An 18,869-nucleotide genomic window follows, 5' to 3' on the forward strand; every position below is an offset into this window, starting at 1 on the left:
TTACCGGGGTCCTTTTTCCTGCAGGATTCCAAGGCAGGTCGTATTCGCCATGCATATCCAGATTCTCGGCTCGGCCGCCGGTGGCGGTTTCCCCCAGTGGAACTGCAATTGCCGCAACTGCGCCGGCGTACGCAGCGGCAAGGTCCGGGCGCAGCCGCGCAGCCAGTCCTCCATCGCCCTCAGCGCCAATGGCGTCGACTGGGTGCTGTGCAACGCCTCGCCGGATATCCGCGCCCAGCTCGACGCCTTCCCACCGCTGCAACCGGCCCGCCGCGTGCGCGACACGGGCATCGCCGCGATCATCCTGATGGACAGCCAGATCGATCACGTCACTGGCCTCTTGAGCCTGCGTGAGGGCTGCCCGCACCCGGTCTGGTGCACCGACATGGTTCACCAGGACCTGACCAGCGGCTTCCCGCTGTTCAACATGCTCCAGCACTGGAACGGCGGGCTGGCGTGGCACCCCATCGACCTGGCCAGTCCGGTGTTCGAGATTCCCGCCTGTACTGGCCTGAAGTTCACCGCCATCCCCCTGCGCAGCAGTGCGCCGCCGTACTCGCCGCATCGCGGCAACCCGCATCCGGGCGACAACATCGGCCTGTTCATCGAGGACCTGGCGAGCGGCGGCAGCCTGTTCTACGCCCCGGGCCTGGGCCAGGTGGATGAGACACTGCTCGGCTGGATGCGCCGCGCCGACTGCCTGCTGGTCGACGGCACGCTGTGGCGTGACGACGAAATGCGCCATTGCGAGGTCGGCGACAAGCTCGGCAGCGAGATGGGCCACCTGCCACAGAGCGGCCCGGGCGGGATGATCGAGGTGCTCGACGGCATTTCGGGCCCGCGCAAGGTGCTCATTCACATCAACAACACCAACCCGATCCTCGACGTCGATTCCCGCGAGCGCGCTGAACTGGGCCGCCACGGCATCGAAGTGGCCTGGGACGGCATGAGCATCGAGTTGTAAGGGAGCCCGAGATGAACCAGCCAGCCATGAGCCCCGCCGAGTTCGAGCAGGCCCTGCGCGCCAAGGGTGCCTGTTACCACATCCACCACCCGTACCACCGGGCGATGTACGAAGGCCGTGCGAGCCGCGCGCAGATCCAGGGCTGGGTGGCCAACCGCTTCTACTACCAGGTGTGCATCCCGCTGAAGGATGCCGCCATCCTGGCCAACTGCCCGGACCGCAATACCCGTCGCGAATGGATCCAGCGCATCCAGGACCACGATGGCGCGCCCGGCGAGGAAGGTGGCATCGAGGCCTGGCTGCGCCTGGCCGAGGCGGTGGGCCTGGGCCGCGAGCAGGTGCTGTCCCAGGAGCTGGTGTTGCCGGGGGTGCGTTTCGCGGTGGACGCCTATGTGAATTTCGCCCGTCGCGCGAGCTGGCAGGAAGCGGCCAGCAGTTCGCTGACCGAGCTGTTCGCCCCGCAGATCCACCAGTCGCGGCTGGACAGCTGGCCGCAGCATTATCCGTGGATCGACGCCAGCGGCTACGACTACTTCCGCAAGCGCCTGAAGGAGGCGCGCCGCGACGTCGAGCACGGCCTGCGCATCACCCTCGAGCATTACCGCACCTGGGAAGCCCAGCAACGCATGCTGGAAATCCTGCAATTCAAGCTGGACGTGCTCTGGAGCATGCTCGACGCCATGAGCATGGCGTACGAGCTGGACCGTCCGCCTTACCACACGGTGACCCGTGAGCGGGTCTGGCACCGGGGGATTGCCCTGTGAGCGAGTTCGATATCCATCAGATCCCGCAGTTTCGCCGTGGCTATCGTTTGCAGTGGGAGCCGGCGCAGAACTGCCATGTGCTGCTTTACCCGGAAGGGATGATCCGCCTCAACGAAAGTGCCGGTGCCATTGCCACGCAGATCGACGGTCAACGCGATGTCGACTCGATCATTCGCAACCTGAGCGCACAGTATCCGGATGCGCCGGACCTGGCGGATGACGTCGTGCAGTTCATGGAGGTCGCCAGTGAAAAGTTCTGGATCCAGCTCCGCTGAGCACAATATCGGCCTGCCGCTCTGGCTGCTGGCCGAGCTGACGTATCGCTGCCCGCTGCAGTGCCCGTACTGCTCGAACCCCCTGGACTTCGCGAAACAGGGCGAGGAACTGACGACCGCCCAGTGGATCGAGGTGTTCCGCCAGGGCCGTGAGCTGGGCGCGGCGCAACTCGGCTTCTCCGGCGGCGAGCCGCTGGTGCGCCAGGACCTGGAAGAGTTGATCCACGCCGCGCGGGAGCTGGGCTACTACACCAACCTGATCACCTCCGGCATCGGCCTCACTGAGGCGCGCATTGCCGCCTTCAAGGACGCCGGGCTGGACCATATCCAGGTCAGCTTCCAGGCCGCCGACGAGGAGGTGAACAACCTGCTGGCCGGCTCGCGCAAGGCCTTCGCCCAGAAGCTGGCCATGGCCCGCGCGGTGAAGGCCCAGGGCTACCCGATGGTGCTGAACTTCGTCATCCACCGGCACAACATCGACAGCATCGAGCGGATCATCGAACTGTGCCTGGAGCTGGAGGCGGACTTCGTCGAACTCGCCACCTGCCAGTTCTACGGCTGGGCCGAGCTGAACCGCGCCGGGTTGCTGCCGACCCGCGCCCAGCTGGAACGGGCCGAGCGCATCACCAATGAGTACCGGGACAAGCTCGCCGCCGAGAAGCACCCGTGCAAGCTGATCTTCGTCACCCCGGACTACTACGAGGAACGCCCCAAGGCCTGCATGAACGGCTGGGGCAGCCTGTTCCTCGACATCACCCCGGATGGCACCGCGCTGCCGTGCCACAGCGCCCGCCAGTTGCCGGTGCAGTTCCCGAATGTGCTCGAGCACTCGCTGCGGCATATCTGGTATGAGTCCTTCGGTTTCAACCGTTTCCGTGGCTACGACTGGATGCCCGAGCCGTGCCGCTCCTGCGACGAGAAGGAAAAGGACTTCGGCGGTTGCCGCTGCCAGGCCTTCCTGCTCACCGGCGACGCCAGCAACGCCGACCCGGTCTGCGCCAAGTCGGCACACCACGGCCAGATACTGGCGGCCCGGGAAGAAGCGGAGCATGCCGCCAAGCCGCCGGAACAACTGACCTATCGCAACGAGAAGAATGCCCGGCTCATCGCGACGAGCCGCTGAGATCATGAACAGCCGACTCGCCGCCCCCGGACCCAGCCCCTTGCGCACCCGCCTGGACAATGGCCTGGAACTGGTCCTGCTCCACCAGCCTGGCCTAGGCAGGGCCGCTGCGGCCCTGCGGATACATGCGGGCAGCCATGATGCTCCTCAGGCCTTTCCCGGCCTGGCGCACTTCCTCGAACACCTGGTCTTCCTCGGCAGTGCCAGCTTCCCCTTGGGACAGGGCCTGATTCCATTCGTCCTGGCCCAGGGCGGCGACGTCAACGCGACCACCCGCGAACGTCATACCGACTTTTTCTTCGAGCTGCCGCGCAGCGCCTTCGACGGCGGCTTGGCGCGCCTATGCGACATGATCGCCGCGCCATTGTTAGCGCTGCAGAGCCAGGAAAGGGAGCGCGAGGTGCTGCATGCCGAGTTCCTCGCCTGGACACACGCCGACGGGCGTAGCGCCCTGCCACTGGCGGCCAGTCTGCCGCGGAACCATCCTTGCGCCCGCTTCCATGCCGGCAATCGCTACAGCCTGCCGATTCGCCAGCCGGCCTTCCAGGCAGCACTGCACGAACACCACCGCCAGTTCTATCGAACCGGCCAGAAGACCCTGGTGCTGGCGGGCCCGCAGCCGCTCCATGAACTGCACTGGCTGGCGCAGCGCCATGCAGCACAGCTCGGCAGCGCCCCGCTGCTGAGACGAGCGTCTCCGCCCGCCCTCTTCCCCCTTCGGAACGGCCTTGCGCCCGCGCCCTCCGATTCCGAGCTGAGCCTGGCCTTCGTCCTCGACAGCCTGCCGCGAGACGCCGAACTGACCCTCGACTTCATCGCCTTCTGGCTGGCCCACGAGGGGCCTGGCAGCTGGTTCGGCCATCTCCGCGACGCAGGGATCGCAGAGCGGCTGAACATCAAGCTGTCCAAGGTCGGAGAACGGCAGGCCATCCTGCAACTCGACCTGCAACTGGCGTGCCCGCCATCTGCCGATCAGCCGGATGCCATCGCCCTGCTGTTCAGCTGGCTGGAGTTCTTTGCCGGCGTGCAGGACAAGGACGCCTTGCATGACGAGTACGCTCGCGTGCAACTGCGCCAGCTGGAAACCATGCGGCCATTGGCACTGGCCCGACACTGGTTGTGCAACGACCGGCAATGGCCCGGATCAGGCCGAAAAATGCTTGCCGCCCTCCCCGCCGTGCTGGCCCAACTGCAGCCTGCGCAGCTGGTGCATCTGCGCGGCGGCCATCCACGCGCGGCCAGCTCGCCCGCGCCCCAACATTGGCAACTCCCGCCCACAAACCGCTTCCTGGGCGAGGAGCGATGGCCTGACGTTGCACCCGACCAACCACCTCACCCTGGGGGTCTGCAACTTGCCCCCGAACCACCCAGCCCCAGTGGCCAGGGCGCCCTCTTCCTGCGTTGGCGCGCAGCCTCGGCCAGACCCACGCAGCACCGTTTGTTTGCCATGTTGCGCACGAAGCTGGCCGCTATGATTGATGAAGCGCGGCAAGCCGGTCTGGAAATCCGCCTGACCCATCTGCAAACGGATTGGGAGATTGCATTCATTGGAATCGCTCGCGTGATTCCATCAGCACTGCAGGCGGTACTCGAACAACTCGAGGTCATGCCGACGCCGCCGTCCGTATCGTCCCGCGCGAGGCAATCCAGCGGCATCCTCATCCAGCAAATGTTCTACCGCCTGGATCAGGGCGCAGAGGCGGATTGCGAGCCATTTTCCGCTGAAGCGCTGGAGTCCGCCTGGGATGACTTCTGGCGATCGGCCAACTGGGATGGCCTCGCATTCGGGCTGGATGCCCGGACCCAGGCTCAGGTAGTCGCTCAGACCCGTGCGCTACCCGGCCGGGCATTCGGTCCCCTGCCTTCGAATGGACGAAACCCCGCCGAACTGCCCTGGACTCGATTCGAAACGGCCGACCCGCAACACGCACTCCTGCTGTTCTGTGCCCAACCCGGTGAGGACACGCTCACCGAGGCCATCTGGCGTGCACTTGCGCAGCTGATCGAGCCCGCCTTCTTTCAGCGCATGCGCACCGAGCTGCAACTGGGCTATGGCGTCCTGTCAGGCTATCGGCGCGTCGGTGGACGGCCCGGCATCCTCTTCGGGCTCCAGTCGCCTTCTACCCCACCAGAGGAGTTGCGCCGATTCATCGAGCAATTTCTCGCAGACTTTCCAGGGTTCTTGTCAAAGCTGAAGCCACTGACGCTGCGAAATGGCATTGCCCAACTCGGTACGCAATTCGACGATCCTCGCCAGGCCGCCGAACAGCAATGGCAAGCCTGCAAAAGCGGCCAGACGCTCGGCCTGCAACATCTGCGCGATGCCATGTCGCTGTTGAGCACAACCGATCTACTGCACGGGCTGGAGGATCTGCGGCAAGCCAGGAACGAGTGGATCTGCATGGCAAGCAGCAAGCCGGTTGAGGGCGTCCCTTCGCGCGGCTGAATCGAATTTCTGTATGGCGGATTTCGTTTGGATCTGCACCTATCACGCACCTTGTAACCGCCTTAGCATCGACCACTCCGAACGGTTCCAGGCGATGAAAGAGATGCTCGATGACATCGACTTTTCAGGTTTTAAGGTGCGTCGGCTGGAGCCGGATGACCTTCCGATGATCTGCCGGCATCGCGAAACCATGTTCCTCGAGGCAGGCGGAGTTCCTTCGGAGTTGCGGGTGATGACCGAGCACTTCCGCCCCTGGTTACATCAGCGCCTGGTCGATGGCCGTTACTATGGTTTTGCATTGATGGACGGTGGACAGCCCGTGGCGGCGATAGGCCTCATGAGTATCGACTGGCCACCCCACCCGGCCCATCCGAACCTGGACCAGCGCGGCTATGTGCTGAATGTGTTCGTCGAACCTGCCTATCGGCGCCGCGGCCTGGCTTCGTCCCTGATGAAGTTGGCGGAAGCGGAGTTCGCCCAGCGCGGATTGAGCTTCGCCGTGCTGCACGCGACCGATGCAGGCAAGCCGGTCTATGAAGAGCTGGGCTGGGCCGCCACCACTGAAATGGCCAAGGCCATCGGCTGACTCGTCTGCTCGAACGCAACGTTCCTGCCTACTCCTCAAGGCGCCCCGTCGAATCACGATCATGCTCGTAGCGCCTTGCGAGCGGGAACGGCGGCAACCAGGACTCGCGACGCACAACCCAGCTTTCGTAGGTCGGCATCAGTTGGTCTGGAGCATCCAGGGCGCCGAGGTTCACTTCGATTTCGTCTGCGGTACGGGCGAAAACGGACGAGCCGCAGCGGGGACAGAAAAATCGACCAGCGGAGTCTTGAGTTTCGCCCTCGATCGTCACGGCATCCTGAGGAAACACCGCGCAGGCGTTGAAAAGAGCCCCGTGATGCTTGCGGCAGTCGAGGCAGTGACAAAGGCCAACCCGGTACGGGCGCCCCGACGCCACGATTCGGACGTTGCCGCAGAGGCAGCCGCCGGTGAATCGGTCCATGCTGCGTCTCCTCTGAAATCAGGCGGAGGTCGTCACGAGCCGATGAGGGCCTGCTCGCCGGGCTTCACGTTACCCCGTCCTTACAGGGTCCTGGGCAGGCAGATCGCCGACAATTGCCTGAATCTCGAACAGGAGCTGCTCGACCGTCCTATCAAGCGCGCCCGGTCCACGGAGGTCGGCCAGCTGTACGCCCGTTATGCGTATCGACTCGTGCGACTTGATTCGCCGCAGGCGGATCTCGATGACCTGGCCCAGGCCGAACTCGCACAGGACCTCGAAGCCGGGAAGGACTGAATCCACTTGATCTTGAAGTCGTTGTTGAAGCAGGCGCTTCATGGTGCCTCCGGTGTTATCCAGCGGCCTGACAAAACGGATACTTAGACAACGTAGTAATGGACAGCCGTTCCCGTAAATTTCGGACCGTTCGTCTGCCTGAGTACCAGGGCACGCCATTCATCGATACCTCATCCCGGATTCTGGTTGCTGGTTCATATTTGACATCCGCAATGTCTGAGTTGCACCCCAGCAGGAGGCCGCCATGAACCGACGAGACTTCCCCGGGCATGCTGCCTGGACCGAAACCCGCCTCAACGGTGATCACGTCCCGGCATTCATCGCCATCAAGCTGCATCACCCCGATATCGAACCCCAACTCCACCAGGTCTATTACCGCACTCACTTCAAGCGCAGGTCCGATGGGGCACTGGCTGCCCAGGATGCGCTCAGCAAGCTGCTGCACATCGATGAATATGGGTGCCCGGTGTTCAGTTCACCCGACTGCTGACCTGCCCTCTCGGCGATCGCTGATCACCTTCCGGGTCGAGGAGAACCCACGATGAACATCACCAGCGAAAATCGGGGCATTGAAGTGCTTTTCGAAGAATTGATGCCGGGATTTCACTGCATCGTGACACGGCAGGAGGATGGGGCGATCAACCTCCAGTTCGAGAGCCTCGCCAGCCACAAGATGATAGTGCTGCCGGCCGTAGACCCAACGCTCTGGGATACGCCCGAAAAGCTGCGCAACTTGTGCGAACAGATCGCGGAGGAATTTGCGATTTTTTGCGAAGAGTCATTGCCAGCCAATGCCGTTAGGCCACCGAGTCAGTTCACAGAAGCCGTGCGGGAGAAGCTGTACGCGGTTCTGAATTCGTTACGAGGACACGCATGAGGAGGTATCGCCGTGAATGCAGCCGCTGCATCCGTGGCCCTGCGCGGCGGGGTTGGACGTGAGAAACCATCAACCATGGTCCGCATGGGTTTCGTACCTCAACCCATCCTGCGGATCTGAGCCGAGATTGCCTGTGGAGGCGATGTTAATCGCCAGTCAGGCTGCAGCATCATTCCTTGACGTTCATGTACTCCCGCGCCCAGGCGATGTAGTCGTCGGGGCAGGTGTACCGGGTTACCAATTCCGAGGCATTGAGGCCGTTGCCGATTGGGATGCCACGCTGTTCGCGCAGGCTGTCGTAGGTGGCTTTGACCGCTGCGAAGTAGGCACCATGACCGTCCACCACGATGCGCACACCCAGCTCGGCCAGTCGGCTGTCGTCGCGCAGTTCCGGGTTGCCGTAGGTGACCAGCATCAGCGGCACGCGCAGGTCTTCGGCGATGGCCTCGAGATGAGCGAAGTCCTTCACACCGACCAGGCAAATGCCATCGGCGCCGGCGCCCTGGTAAGCGCGGGTGCGGTGGATGACGTCGGCCAACGGCTGCACGCCGGCGTGAGTGCGGGCGATGATCGCCAGCGCGCGGTCGTCGCGGACTTCCTGGGCTGCGCGCAGCTTGCCGATTCCCTCTTCGACGCTGATCAGGTCATAGGACTTGCGGCCGAATTGTGCCGGCAACAGGGTGTCTTCGAGGGTCAGCGCGGCGACGCCGGCGCGCTCCAGTTCAATCACCGTACGCATCGCGTTGAGCGCGTTGCCATAGCCGTGGTCGGCGTCGGCGATAACTGGCAGGCGGGCCACCCTGCCGATGCGAGTGGCCTGCTCGGCGAACTCACTGAGGGTGATCAGGGCGATGTCCGGTGCGGCGAGCACCTGCAGGGATGCGACCGAACCGCCAAGGATGCCGACCTCGAAACCGAGGTCCGCGGCGATGCGTGCCGACAAGGGATCGAACACCGATGCGGTGTGGTAACAGGCTGGACTGGCAAGCAGGGCACGGAAGGCGTTGCGCAGCTCATGGTGACAGGCTTTCTGCATGGTCTTATCCCTTGAGTCGTTGTCTGGTCTTTGCCGTTCATGATTGCAAGACCTGTACCCGACGCTCGTGGTGCGTCTATTTCGGGAACCTGGTGGGAATTCCCGGCGATGGAGTGGGGAAAGAACGCCACTACCCGGACAGAAGATGGCGGAAACCCGCCAGGAGGCATGTCCGGGAGACGGGAGCAAGGAGCACGTCTTGCACCGCAAGGGGGCGATCACGGCTTCCCTGCCGTGATCGCTGGCCAGGTCACTTGATGAAGCGCACCTGGCTGTTGATCTTCTCGATGACAGCGCCCTTGCGCTCGTTGAAGCGCGCCTTGTTCTGCTCGAACAGGTTGTTGCCCTTGGTATCGATGGAGATGATCAGCGGGCCGAACTCGCGAACCCGGTTCACCCAGAGGGTTTCCGGCATGCCCAGGTCCTGCCACTCCGCGCGTTCGATCTCCTCCACCTTGGTCGCGGCAAGAACCGCGCAACCGCCGGGGAATACCGCATGCACAGCCTTGTTCTCCAGGCAGCCGGCGGTGGTTTCCGGGCCCATGCCGCCCTTGCCGATGATCAGCTTGACGCCGGTTTCCTCGATGAACTGACGTTCGAACTTCTCCATGCGCATGCTGGTGGTCGGTCCGATGGACACCATTTCGAAACTGCCGTCGTCCTTCTTGCGGACGATGGGACCGGCGTGGAAGATCGCCCCGCCGCGCAAGTCGACCGGCAGTTCGCGCTTGAGCTCGATCAGTCGGCGGTGCGCCACGTCGCGGCAGGTCACCAGTTGGCCGGTCAGGTAGACCACGTCGCCGACGTTGAGGGCCGCGAGGTCTTCATCCTTGATCGGGGTCGAGAGGACTTTTTTCACAGTACTACTCCTTCGTGGGAGAGGATGTCGTAGGACAGGTCAGCATTGATGCGGATCTTGCCGCGACGGTGCGCCCAGCAACCGGTGGAGACGGCCACGCCAATGGTCGACGGGTGACGCGCCGAGGATTCGATGTTGACGCCCATTACGCTGCTGTTGCCGGTCAACCCCTGCGGACCAATGCCGATCTCGTTGAGGCCCTCTTCGAGGAGCCTTTCCATCATCGCGGCGTTCGCGTTCGGGTGGGAGGAGTCCACCGGACGCAGGATGGCCCGCTTGGACAGGCGCGCCGCGGTTTCCACCGAAGTGGACACGCCGACGCCGACCAGTAGCGGCGGGCAGGCGTTCACGCCGCGCGAGGTGATCACGTCGAAGACGAACTCGGTCACCCCTTCGTAGCCCTGTCCGGGCATCAGCACCTTGGCCGAACCCGGCAAGGTGCAGCCGCCGCCGGCCATGTAGACGTCGATCAGCGCATAGTCGGCGTCGGGGATGATTTCCCAGTCCAGCCACGGGATCTTCGAACCGGTGTTGGTGCCGGTGTTCTTCTCGTCGAAGGTCTCCACGGCGTTGTGCCGCAGCGGTCCCTTCTTGGTGGCTTCCAGGGTCGCGTTCTGCAGGATGTTTTCGAGTTCACCCAACAGCGGGAACCGGGCGCCGGCGGCAATGAAGTACTGGATGACACCAGTATCCTGGCAGCTCGGGCGGTCGAGCTTGTCCGCGTAGTCCTGGTTCTCGGCCATCGAATCGTAGATCTCGATGGCCAGGGAATTGGTCTCCGCGGCGCGCAATTTTGCGGTCTTTTCCTTGACGTCCTTCGGCAGGCGCTTGCCGATATAGGCGGTGAACTTTGCCATCACGTCGGTAAGCGATTGAACGGCTGATTCGTTATCCATCTTCTTATTCCTCACTGCATCACAAGGCGGGTCTTTGGGTGTTCTGTTGGCGGGTCCGCTGAGTCAGGCGCCGCTGGCGGTCGTGGCCGGCTTTACGGCGTGGTTCGGCAGCGATGATTGCTGCGCCTGGCTCTGTTCCGGCAGTTCGCTGCCGCTCAGCACCTGATCCATTCGGGATTTGTCGAGGGCACCGACCCACTTGGCGATGGCCATGGTTCCAACCGCATTGCCGATGGTGTTGGTGATGGCGCGCGCCTCGGACATGAAGCGGTCGACACCGAGCAGCAGCACCATGCCGGCGACCGGGATGTTGTCCATCGAGGCCAGGGTGGCGGCCAGGGTGATGAAGCCGGAGCCAGTGACGCCCGCCGAGCCTTTCGAGGTGAGCAGCAGCACGCCGAGCACGATCAACTGGTCGGTCAGGGTCAACGGTGTGTTGGTGGCCTGGGCAATGAAGATGGCCGCCATGGTGTAGTAGATGCACTGGCCGTCGGGGTTGAAGGTCAGCCCGGAGGGAATCACCAGCCCCACCACCGGCTTGGAGACGCCGACGCTCTCCAACTTGTTCATCAGTTGTGGCACGACCGATTCCGAGGAACTGGTGCCCAGCACGGTGAACAGTTCTTCCTTGAGGTACTTGAGGAACTTCCAGAGGCTGAAGCCGGACAAGCGGGCGATGAAGCCGAGGACGAAGACCACGAACAGGAAGCAGGTCAGGTACATGGTCGCCATCAGCTTGCCGAGCGAAACGATCGAGCCAAGACCGTACTTGCCGACGGTGAAGGCCATCGCGCCGCAGGCAGCCAGCGGTGCAACGCGCATGACCATGCCGACGATGTAGAACATGCCGTGGGAGAAGGCTTCCAGTACATCCACCACTGGCTTGCCGCGCGGTCCCAGGTGAGCCAGGGCGATGCCGAACAGGGTCGAGAACAGCAGGATCTGCAGGATTTCGTTCTTGGCGAATGCGTCGGTGACGCTGGCGGGAATGATGTGCAGCAGGAAGTCGGTGAAGCTGCCGGAGCTACTCGCCGCGGTGGCTGTGTAGGTAGAGATGCTCTTGATGTCGAGGGTGGCCGGGTCGACGTTCATGCCCTGGCCGGGCTGCACGAAGTTGACTACCACCAGGCCCAGCACCAGGGCGAAGGTCGAGAGGACTTCGAAGTAGATCAGCGAGCGCATGCCGACCCGGCCGAGCTCCTTCATGTTCTCCATCTTGGCGATGCCGAGCACCACCGTGGCGAAGATGATTGGCGCGAAGACCATCTTGATCAGCTTGATGAAGGCATCGCCGATAGGCTTCAGATCGGCACCGAACTGGGGCCAGATCGCACCGAGCAAGATGCCGATGGTCACGCCGATCAGAACCTGGACATAGAGCTTTCCTAGGTATCGCTTGGCCATGGTTTTCTCCGAATTATTGTTGTGAGTCGGATGTAGTTGGCGCCCGGGCGGCCGCATCAGGCTGTGGCTGGCAAATGACCCAGATTTCATGTGGGTAATTCACGAAAGCAAAGTTAATGGTTTTCCTGAAGTCGCGTAATACAATGAAAGTTATTTCATTGTTTCCTTCAGGTTAATTATGAATCAGGTATCGGAGCTGGCCTTCTTCACCCAACTGGTCAGGGCGGGAAGCCTTGCAGCCACTGCGCGGGAGCTCAATCTGACGCCGCCGGCGGTTTCCAAGCGGCTTGCGCAACTCGAGCAGCGCCTTGGCGTGCGCCTGCTCAATCGCACCACGCGCAGCATCAGCCTCACCGCCGAGGGCGAGCTCTATCTGATCAACGCGCAACGGATCCTTGGCGAGATCGAGGAAATGGAGAGTCAGGTGTCGAGCAGCCGGGCCGAGCCCAAGGGGCTGCTGCGCGTCAATGCGCCGCTGGGCTTCGGCCGCACCCATGTCGGCCCGGCGATCTCTTCGTTCGTCAGGCGCTATCCGGAAGTCGAGGTACAGCTGCACCTGACCGACCGGCCGATCAACCTGCCGGACGATGCCATCGACGTCGCCATCCGCTTCGGTGAGTTGCCCGACTCCCGGCTGATCGCCCGCAAGATCGCCGCGAACCGCCGCAGGTTGTGTGCTGCACCGGCCTACCTCGAGGCCTTCGGTCGTCCCGAAACACCCAAGGACCTGGTGCAGCACAACTGCATCGTGCTACGTCAGAACGATGCGGCCTTCGGCATCTGGCGCCTGAGCCTGGGCAAGCAGACGGAGTCGATAAAGGTACGCGGCGGCCTCAGCACCAACGATGGCGAGGTGGCGCTGAACTGGGCGCTGGATGGTCACGGCATTCTCATGCGCGCCGAGTGGAACCTCGCCAGTCACCTGCGCGCCGGCCGCCTGGTGGAAGTGTTGGGGGACTATGAAACACCGCCTGCAGACATCTACGCGGTCTATCTCGAACGCCTCAACCTGTCGGCAAAGGTGTCCTTCTTCGTCGAGCACCTGCGCGACTTCTTCCGGCGCAACGCGGACGGGCCCGGCGATAGCCTTGCAGCGTGGCAGTGAGCATCCGGTGGCTGGCGATGGAGGTCAGAGGGTTGTTGCCGAGGGGCAACTGCCTTGCCCTTGGCGAATGAGTTCACCCCTACAGGGGAGACCTGTCCAGTCCGGGCTGAGATCAAATTCCCTCACCCCAGCCCTCTCCCCGAGGGAGAGGGGGGTTGGCCGCGCGCGTGGGGGTGAAACTTGCGCGGCGCTTGGGGCTTCATCTTCAATCCAAAGCGGCTGGCGCTCGGTCGCGGAGCGCGGCAAGCGGGTCATGCGCCACGCCGACCTGCCGCTCGCTCAGCAGTGCCTTCCACAGCGACACGCACAAGCCCACCATCACCGCCAGGAATGGCGCGGCGAAGATGATGGCGGCGGTCTGCAACGCTACCAGGCCGCCCATCACCAGCAGCACCGAGGCCGCCGCACTGGCCAGCGTGCCCCATAGCACCACCAGCCAGCCTGGCGGCTGCAGGCTGCCGCGGGCACACAGCATGCCCATGACAATGGAACCCGCGTCGGCTCCCGAGATGAAGAACACGCCGACCAGCACAATGGCCGCAAACGAAGTCAGCGTGGCAGCGGGATACTGGGACAGCAACGTGAAGAGCGCCACTGCCGGTCCCTGGTCATTCACCGCTGCGGCAATGCCACCCGCGCCTGCCAGCTCCGAGTAGAGGGCCGCGCCGCCCATGATCGCGAACCAGACCATGGTGACGCCGCTGGGAATGAAGATGACGCCGATGACGAACTCGCGAATGGTGCGGCCTCGCGAAATTCGCGCGATGAAGGTACCGACGAAGGGAGCCCAGGATATCCACCAGGCCCAGTAGAAGATGGTCCAGCCAGCGAGCCACTTGCCATCGCTGAAAGCCGCGGTACGGAACGACATCGGCACCAGTTCGCGGAGGTATTCGCCTATCGATGCGACCAGGGTGTTCATGATGAATACGCTGGGGCCAACCGCCGCCAGGAACAGCAACAACAACACCGCGACCACCATGTTGACGTTGCTCAGGAACTGCACCCCCTTGCCCACGCCGGACACTGCGGAAAGGATGAAGAGCACCGTCATCACCGCAATGATCGCCAATGCAATGCTGTTCGATTCGCCGGTGTGCCAGAGGTAGTTCAGGCCGCTGTTGATCTGCTGCGCGCCCAGGCCGAGCGAGGTGGCAGTGCCGAAAAGAGTGGCCAGAACCGCCAGCACGTCGATCGACTTGCCCAATGGCCCGCGCACGCCTGCCTCGCCGATCAGTGGCGTAAAGGCGCTGGAGATCAGGTTCGGCAGTCCCTTGCGGAACGAGAAGTAAGCCATCACCAGGCCGACGATGGCGTAGATCGCCCAGGGATGGAACGCCCAATGGAAGTAGGCGTAACCCATTGCGACCTTGGCCGCTTCCCTGGAGTGCGGCTGCGCCAGGTCGTTGGGCAGCGTCGAAAAGTGTGTGATCGGCTCGGCCACGCCCCAGAACATGAGGCCGATCCCCATGCCGACGCTGAACATCATCGCGATCCACGACGACGTGCTGAACTCGGGCTGTTCGTCGTCCTTGCCCAGTCTGATTCGGCCGAAGCGGCTGAAAGCCAGGAACAGCGCGAAACCCAGGAAGAACGCCGTGGAGAGGACGAAGCTCCAGCCGAACCAGTCGATGATGGTGTTCAGCAGCGCCTGCGACGCCGTCGCCATGGCCGTGGGCGCGAGTGCCCCCCAGGTGACCAACGAGGCTGAAATCGCCGCAGCCCCCCAGAAAACGACCTTGTCGACGGGTGATCCAGGTGTCTTGTGCATGGGCCTCCTCAAGCTTTGAATGCCTTTCTTCTTGTAAGGTTTTGAACCTGCCGTGGCGGGCAATGATCACTGCCCCGCGATGGTCGCGCGACAGGTGAAAGGCGACTTGCGCGAGGACGATGCCCGCCGATCCAAATGCGACAGCGCTATTGCCTGATAGGTCTTTTTGCGTAGGACCGTGACAGCAAAATAATGGCGTTTGCAGGCTGGCTGGGGATCAGGTGGACGGAAAGAGTGCCATCCATCGTACAGGCTGTACTGCCGGGACTTCAGGGCCGATAGCCCTGCGCCAGCAACCAGCCTTGCACCATCCGCCGTTGGGATTCGGGCAAGGTGGCCAGTGCACGATCCAGGTCCCCTCGACGGAGGGCATTGATGATGGGCGCGAGTTCGACACCTTGCAGGTGCCAGATGCCCAGGGGCTGGTCGGCGGTGACCACGACTTCGGCTTCGTCGATCAGATCGCCGTGGATCACCGGGGCGCGCGCTACCCTCACCCGACTGAAATCGGCTGCTGCATGCATGGGTTCGGCATCCGGCCAGATGCGGCGGTCGCGCCAGAAGGGCTGGTCGGGCCAGCGCTGTTCCAGGGCGTAGAAGTCCCGACCGGTGCGGGCGAAACGCAGGAAGAGGTGTTCCACCCGGCGCTGGTGGAACCGACGGGCAAGGTCGGTGCGCTCCGGGCGTTGCAGCATGGTATTGATCACCGCCGGTGCCTGCAGGGCGGAAGACAGAGACTGGAAGATGCCGTTGCCGGAGAGCGGGTCCACTGCCATGGCGGCGTCCCCAACCCTCAGCCAGTTCGCGCCGCTGGCTTCATGAAAGAGAATGGCGGTGCTGCTGCGGGCGTGCAGGCTGGCGGGGTGCAACGCACTTTCGCCAAACAGCTCGCGCACCAGTGTCGATTCGGCACGACGCTGAGCGCAGTAATCGGGGAGTTGGTCCTTGGGCGGCAGGTCACGGGCGTCCAGGGTGATCTGCCAGTAGCAGCGCCCATCCTCCAGGCGCGCCATCCAGGCCCAGCCATCGCGCAGGCTTTCCACCGCCGAACCCGGACGGCCGGGTGATTCCTGCCACTGGTTCAGCAGGCTCAGGGTTTCCGGCCCGCGCAGACGCCCCCCGGCCAGGGGCGCCTGGCGACCACGGGCTTCAACGAGGAAGTCGGCGCGCAGTGGTTCGCCCGCTTCGATCTGGATCAGGTGACCGTCATCGGTGCTTTCCACTTTCAACACGCGAGCTTCCAGTACTTCGATACCGGCCTCGCGCAGGTCTTCGCGGATGGCCGCATCGAAGCGAGGGCGATCCAGCAGGGATTCCTGGTTGATGGATTGGCCGTCGCCATTCCACAGCACCCGACGGGGCGAAGGGGCCGCAGCACAGGCGAGTGCCTGTTGCAGGCCAGCCTGACGCAGGCCGTCCAGCACGCGCTGGGAGACGCCTTCAACTGCTGCAAAGCGCCGCCATTCACTGATCACACGCACGCCATAGCCGAGTCGCTTCAACCCCAATGCGACCGCTGCGCCGGCAGGGCCCGCGCCGAGCACGACGATTTCAGACATGACCACGACGCTCCGGCCCTTCGTAGGTGGCGCCTTCGCGCAGCCACTCCAGTAGCGACTCACGACTGGCGCCAGGACGGGCTTGCAGGTAGCCGGCGATGACTCCGCTCAGTGCCGCGCAGCCGACACTGGAGCCGGCCAAGCCGTTGGCCGCCGCCACATGAGCACCGAAGTCGGCTTGGGGGCTGTTCAGCCAGGACCATTGCCCCGGCGCGCAGCGGGCGTCACCGGTCACGCGGATCACGCCCGGATAAGCGGCCGGGTACACCGGATCGCCCTGGGCGGGGCTTGAGGCGCAGAGCAGGATGCCGGCGGCATGGGCGAGCACACAGGCTTCGCGCAGCACCGGGCGGTCGTTGCGCAGACCAAGGCTCATGTTCACCAGCGCGACGTCCTGGTCGATCAGCCAATGCAAGGCGGCGGCAATCTGCAAGGGGCTGGTCTGCCAGCGCTCAGCGAAGACCTGGGCGACACAGAGGCGGACCGGGCCGCACTGGCTCGTCAGGGTGTCCAGCACCACGCTGCCGTGGCCAAGGGCGTCGGGCTGGGTGTCGCCTTCCTTCAATTCCCCGCCTTCCAGCCAGAAACGGCGCGATTGAGCGACGAGCCCGCCCTGTTCCAGCGCAAAGCCGCTGTCGATGATGCCGATGGCGAGTTCAATGGCCATGAGTCACCTGCTCGGGTTCCAGGCCGTGCAGTTGGCCGTGCTCCATACGAAAGGCGATATCGGCCTGAGCCAGGGTGGAAGGCCGGTGGCTGATGAGGATGCGCGTGCGTCCGGCAAAGAGCTGGTCGATGGCGGCGATCACCTCACGCTCGGTGGCTTCGTCCACCGCCGAGGTCGCTTCGTCCAGCACCAGGATCAGCGGGTCCTGCAGCAACGCGCGGGCGATGGCGATGCGCTGTTTCTGGCCGCCGGAGAGCTGCTGGCCGCGCTCGCCCAGCGGACTGTCCAGGCCCAATGGCAGGGACTCGATCAGGCTATCGAGGCGAGCCAGCCGCGCCACCTGTTCCAGGGCTTCGCGGCTGGCGTCCGGGGCACTGTAGGAAAGGTTCTCGGCCAGCGTGCCACGAAACAGGACGATGTCCTGGCTGACGACGGCAATGCGCCGGCGCAGGGCGAAGAGGTCAAGCTCGCGCAAGTCGGCGCCATCCAGCAGGACGCGCCCCTGGTCCGGGTCGTAGAAGCGTTGCAGCAGGTCGATGAGGGTCGACTTGCCGACGCCGGAAGCGCCGCTCACGGCCACCTTGAGCCCCGCGGGGATCACCGCGTCCAAGCCGTTCAGCACGTTACCTGCACGCTGTTCATGGGCGAAGTGCACGCCCTCCAGGCGCAGCTCCCCCCTACCCTCCGGCATGGGTTTCGGTGCTTCGGGCTGGCGTACCGGCACAGGTTCCTGTTGCAGTTCCATCACCCGACCAAGGCTGACGGTCATGCGCTGCAGGGCGACATACAGGCCCAGCAAGCTCTGCACCGGCCCGACGGCCATGCCGAGATAGGTGGAAAAGGCGATCAGCGCGCCCAGTTGCCAGGTGCCCTGGATCACCCAGTAGCCGCCTATAAGGAATGCGCAGGCGCGGGACAGCGAGGTGAGCGTGCCGGGCACGGCGTGAGTGAAGAACTCAGTGACCTGCACCCGCAGCAACTGGCTCATATAGCCCTGGCCCAGACCTTCCAGACGACGGGATTCGCGCTTTTGCTGGCCCGCGGCCTGGATGAACTTCATCGCCGGCAGGGTTTCCACCAGGAAGGAGGACACGTCTGCCGAGCGCTCGCGCAGGCTGCGCACTTCCCGTTCCACCTTGCGCCGCATCCAGCGCAGCCAGAGCACTTCGATGGGGATCAACAGCGCCAGCAGCAACGACAGCTGCCAGGACAGCAGCAACATGAGCGCCACTGCGCCGATCAGGCCAATGACGCTGGAGACGGCGGAGAACAGTGAATCCACGGCGAAACGCTGGATCTCCGCTACATCGCCATCCAGTCGGGAAAGGATGTCGCCGATGCGCTTGCGCCCATAGAAGGCGGGCGAAAGCTGCTGGAGGTGGCGATAAAGGTCATCTCGCAGGGCAAAAAGGATGCGTCCGGAAAGCCGCGTGTGCAGATAGCGGTTGATGCCGGACAGCACCGTGCCGAGGATGCCGACGGCGATCATCGCCACGGCCACCTGCACCAGCATGCCGAAGTCCTTGGCCAACAAGCCGTCGTCGATCAGGGTCTTGGTCAGCCAGGGCTGGGCCAGCACCAGCAGGGATGCGGCCAGGGACAGGCCCAGCAACACCAGGATGGCGCGCAATTGCGGGCGCACGAAGCCATAGAGCCAGGCTAGGGCACGGCGCAACAGGTCAGGGTCGCTGGTTTCCACCAGCTTGAGGAAGAGGCGGGTCATGGAATGCCGGAATGTCGGTTGGCTGTTGTGGGAGCGAGTTCATTCGCGATTCGGGTGACAGGTTCGCGGCTGATGCCATGGACCGCTGCGCGGTCCTTC

General features: G+C 63.8%; 19 protein-coding genes. 9 read left to right on the plus strand and 10 right to left on the minus strand.

Annotation, left to right across the window (positions count from 1 at the left end):
- The first annotated feature begins 49 nt into the window (after positions 1 to 49).
- From pqqB to SA496_RS13930, 6 genes are all read left to right on the plus strand, one after another.
- Positions 50 to 964 (plus strand): pyrroloquinoline quinone biosynthesis protein PqqB, encoded by a 915-nt coding sequence (gene pqqB / locus SA496_RS13905; protein WP_330115584.1) that lies wholly within the window; start codon positions 50 to 52, stop codon positions 962 to 964.
- 11 nt (positions 965 to 975) lie between these two features.
- Positions 976 to 1,728, plus strand: a complete 753-nt coding sequence (pqqC, locus tag SA496_RS13910) for a pyrroloquinoline-quinone synthase PqqC (RefSeq protein WP_330115585.1) — start codon at positions 976 to 978, stop codon at positions 1,726 to 1,728.
- Positions 1,725 to 2,003, plus strand: coding sequence for a pyrroloquinoline quinone biosynthesis peptide chaperone PqqD (gene pqqD / locus SA496_RS13915; protein WP_120650597.1), 279 nt, complete (start codon positions 1,725 to 1,727; stop codon positions 2,001 to 2,003). Before pqqC ends, pqqD begins: the two co-directional genes overlap by 4 nt.
- Positions 1,975 to 3,126, plus strand: a complete 1,152-nt coding sequence (pqqE, locus tag SA496_RS13920; protein ID WP_330115586.1) for a pyrroloquinoline quinone biosynthesis protein PqqE — start codon at positions 1,975 to 1,977, stop codon at positions 3,124 to 3,126. Before pqqD ends, pqqE begins: the two co-directional genes overlap by 29 nt.
- A gap of 4 nt (positions 3,127 to 3,130) precedes the next feature.
- Positions 3,131 to 5,572 carry a pyrroloquinoline quinone biosynthesis protein PqqF gene (gene pqqF / locus SA496_RS13925; RefSeq protein WP_330115587.1) on the plus strand — a complete coding sequence of 814 codons (2,442 nt, stop codon included), beginning with the start codon at positions 3,131 to 3,133 and terminating at the stop codon, positions 5,570 to 5,572.
- Positions 5,573 to 5,666: 94 nt separating this feature from the next.
- Positions 5,667 to 6,158 carry a GNAT family N-acetyltransferase gene (locus SA496_RS13930; protein ID WP_153920776.1) on the plus strand — a complete coding sequence of 164 codons (492 nt, stop codon included), beginning with the start codon at positions 5,667 to 5,669 and terminating at the stop codon, positions 6,156 to 6,158.
- A 28-nt stretch (positions 6,159 to 6,186) separates the two neighbouring features.
- Here the strand turns inward: SA496_RS13930 and SA496_RS13935 are convergent, their stop codons facing one another.
- Together SA496_RS13935 and SA496_RS13940 are read right to left on the minus strand one after the other, a co-directional pair.
- A complete protein-coding gene (locus SA496_RS13935) occupies positions 6,187 to 6,579 on the minus strand; it encodes a GFA family protein (RefSeq protein WP_330115588.1) in 393 nt (130 codons plus the stop codon).
- Positions 6,580 to 6,648: 69 nt separating this feature from the next.
- The gene (locus SA496_RS13940; protein ID WP_330115589.1) at positions 6,649 to 6,915 is read right to left on the minus strand and encodes a hypothetical protein; all 267 of its coding nucleotides are present in this window, start codon (positions 6,913 to 6,915) and stop codon (positions 6,649 to 6,651) included.
- A 202-nt stretch (positions 6,916 to 7,117) separates the two neighbouring features.
- Between SA496_RS13940 and SA496_RS13945 the strand changes: the two genes are divergently transcribed.
- Both SA496_RS13945 and SA496_RS13950 read left to right on the plus strand, forming a co-directional pair.
- Positions 7,118 to 7,363: a hypothetical protein gene (locus SA496_RS13945; protein ID WP_120650587.1), complete on the plus strand. Its 246-nt coding sequence runs from the start codon at positions 7,118 to 7,120 to the stop codon at positions 7,361 to 7,363.
- Positions 7,364 to 7,414: 51 nt separating this feature from the next.
- Positions 7,415 to 7,750: a hypothetical protein gene (locus tag SA496_RS13950; RefSeq protein WP_120650586.1), complete on the plus strand. Its 336-nt coding sequence runs from the start codon at positions 7,415 to 7,417 to the stop codon at positions 7,748 to 7,750.
- Positions 7,751 to 7,919: 169 nt separating this feature from the next.
- Here SA496_RS13950 and SA496_RS13955 read toward each other — a convergent pair whose 3' ends face one another.
- The 4 genes from SA496_RS13955 to SA496_RS13970 all read right to left on the minus strand — a co-directional run bounded on the left by SA496_RS13955 (position 7,920) and on the right by SA496_RS13970 (position 11,945).
- The gene (locus SA496_RS13955) at positions 7,920 to 8,786 is read right to left on the minus strand and encodes an isocitrate lyase/PEP mutase family protein (protein ID WP_153920683.1); all 867 of its coding nucleotides are present in this window, start codon (positions 8,784 to 8,786) and stop codon (positions 7,920 to 7,922) included.
- A gap of 250 nt (positions 8,787 to 9,036) precedes the next feature.
- Positions 9,037 to 9,645, minus strand: coding sequence for a L(+)-tartrate dehydratase subunit beta (gene ttdB, locus SA496_RS13960; protein WP_120650582.1), 609 nt, complete (start codon positions 9,643 to 9,645; stop codon positions 9,037 to 9,039).
- Complete coding sequence (ttdA, locus tag SA496_RS13965) at positions 9,642 to 10,541, minus strand: L(+)-tartrate dehydratase subunit alpha (RefSeq protein WP_120650580.1); 900 nt, start codon at positions 10,539 to 10,541, stop codon at positions 9,642 to 9,644. Before ttdA ends, ttdB begins: the two co-directional genes overlap by 4 nt.
- A gap of 63 nt (positions 10,542 to 10,604) precedes the next feature.
- Positions 10,605 to 11,945, minus strand: a complete 1,341-nt coding sequence (locus SA496_RS13970; RefSeq protein WP_330115590.1) for a dicarboxylate/amino acid:cation symporter — start codon at positions 11,943 to 11,945, stop codon at positions 10,605 to 10,607.
- Positions 11,946 to 12,123: 178 nt separating this feature from the next.
- Here SA496_RS13970 and SA496_RS13975 point away from each other — a divergent pair, with 178 nt between their 5' ends.
- On the plus strand, positions 12,124 to 13,050 hold the full coding sequence (locus SA496_RS13975) for a LysR family transcriptional regulator (RefSeq protein ID WP_120650577.1): 927 nt from the start codon (positions 12,124 to 12,126) through the stop codon (positions 13,048 to 13,050).
- A 205-nt stretch (positions 13,051 to 13,255) separates the two neighbouring features.
- Here the strand turns inward: SA496_RS13975 and SA496_RS13980 are convergent, their stop codons facing one another.
- The 4 genes from SA496_RS13980 to SA496_RS13995 all read right to left on the minus strand — a co-directional run bounded on the left by SA496_RS13980 (position 13,256) and on the right by SA496_RS13995 (position 18,770).
- Positions 13,256 to 14,821: a BCCT family transporter gene (locus SA496_RS13980; RefSeq protein ID WP_153920778.1), complete on the minus strand. Its 1,566-nt coding sequence runs from the start codon at positions 14,819 to 14,821 to the stop codon at positions 13,256 to 13,258.
- 269 nt (positions 14,822 to 15,090) lie between these two features.
- Positions 15,091 to 16,380: a flavin-dependent monooxygenase QhpG gene (qhpG, locus tag SA496_RS13985; RefSeq protein WP_330115591.1), complete on the minus strand. Its 1,290-nt coding sequence runs from the start codon at positions 16,378 to 16,380 to the stop codon at positions 15,091 to 15,093.
- Positions 16,373 to 17,047 carry a subtilisin-like serine protease QhpE gene (qhpE, locus tag SA496_RS13990; RefSeq protein WP_120650571.1) on the minus strand — a complete coding sequence of 225 codons (675 nt, stop codon included), beginning with the start codon at positions 17,045 to 17,047 and terminating at the stop codon, positions 16,373 to 16,375. The genes qhpG and qhpE overlap by 8 nt, the downstream gene beginning before the upstream one ends.
- Positions 17,037 to 18,770, minus strand: a complete 1,734-nt coding sequence (locus tag SA496_RS13995) for an ABC transporter ATP-binding protein (RefSeq protein WP_330115592.1) — start codon at positions 18,768 to 18,770, stop codon at positions 17,037 to 17,039. The genes qhpE and SA496_RS13995 overlap by 11 nt, the downstream gene beginning before the upstream one ends.
- Between the last annotated feature and the right edge of the window lie 99 nt (positions 18,771 to 18,869).

Origin of the sequence: Pseudomonas sp. JS3066, assembly GCF_036328175.1 — a bacterium.
Taxonomy (GTDB): Bacteria; Pseudomonadota; Gammaproteobacteria; order Pseudomonadales; family Pseudomonadaceae; genus Metapseudomonas.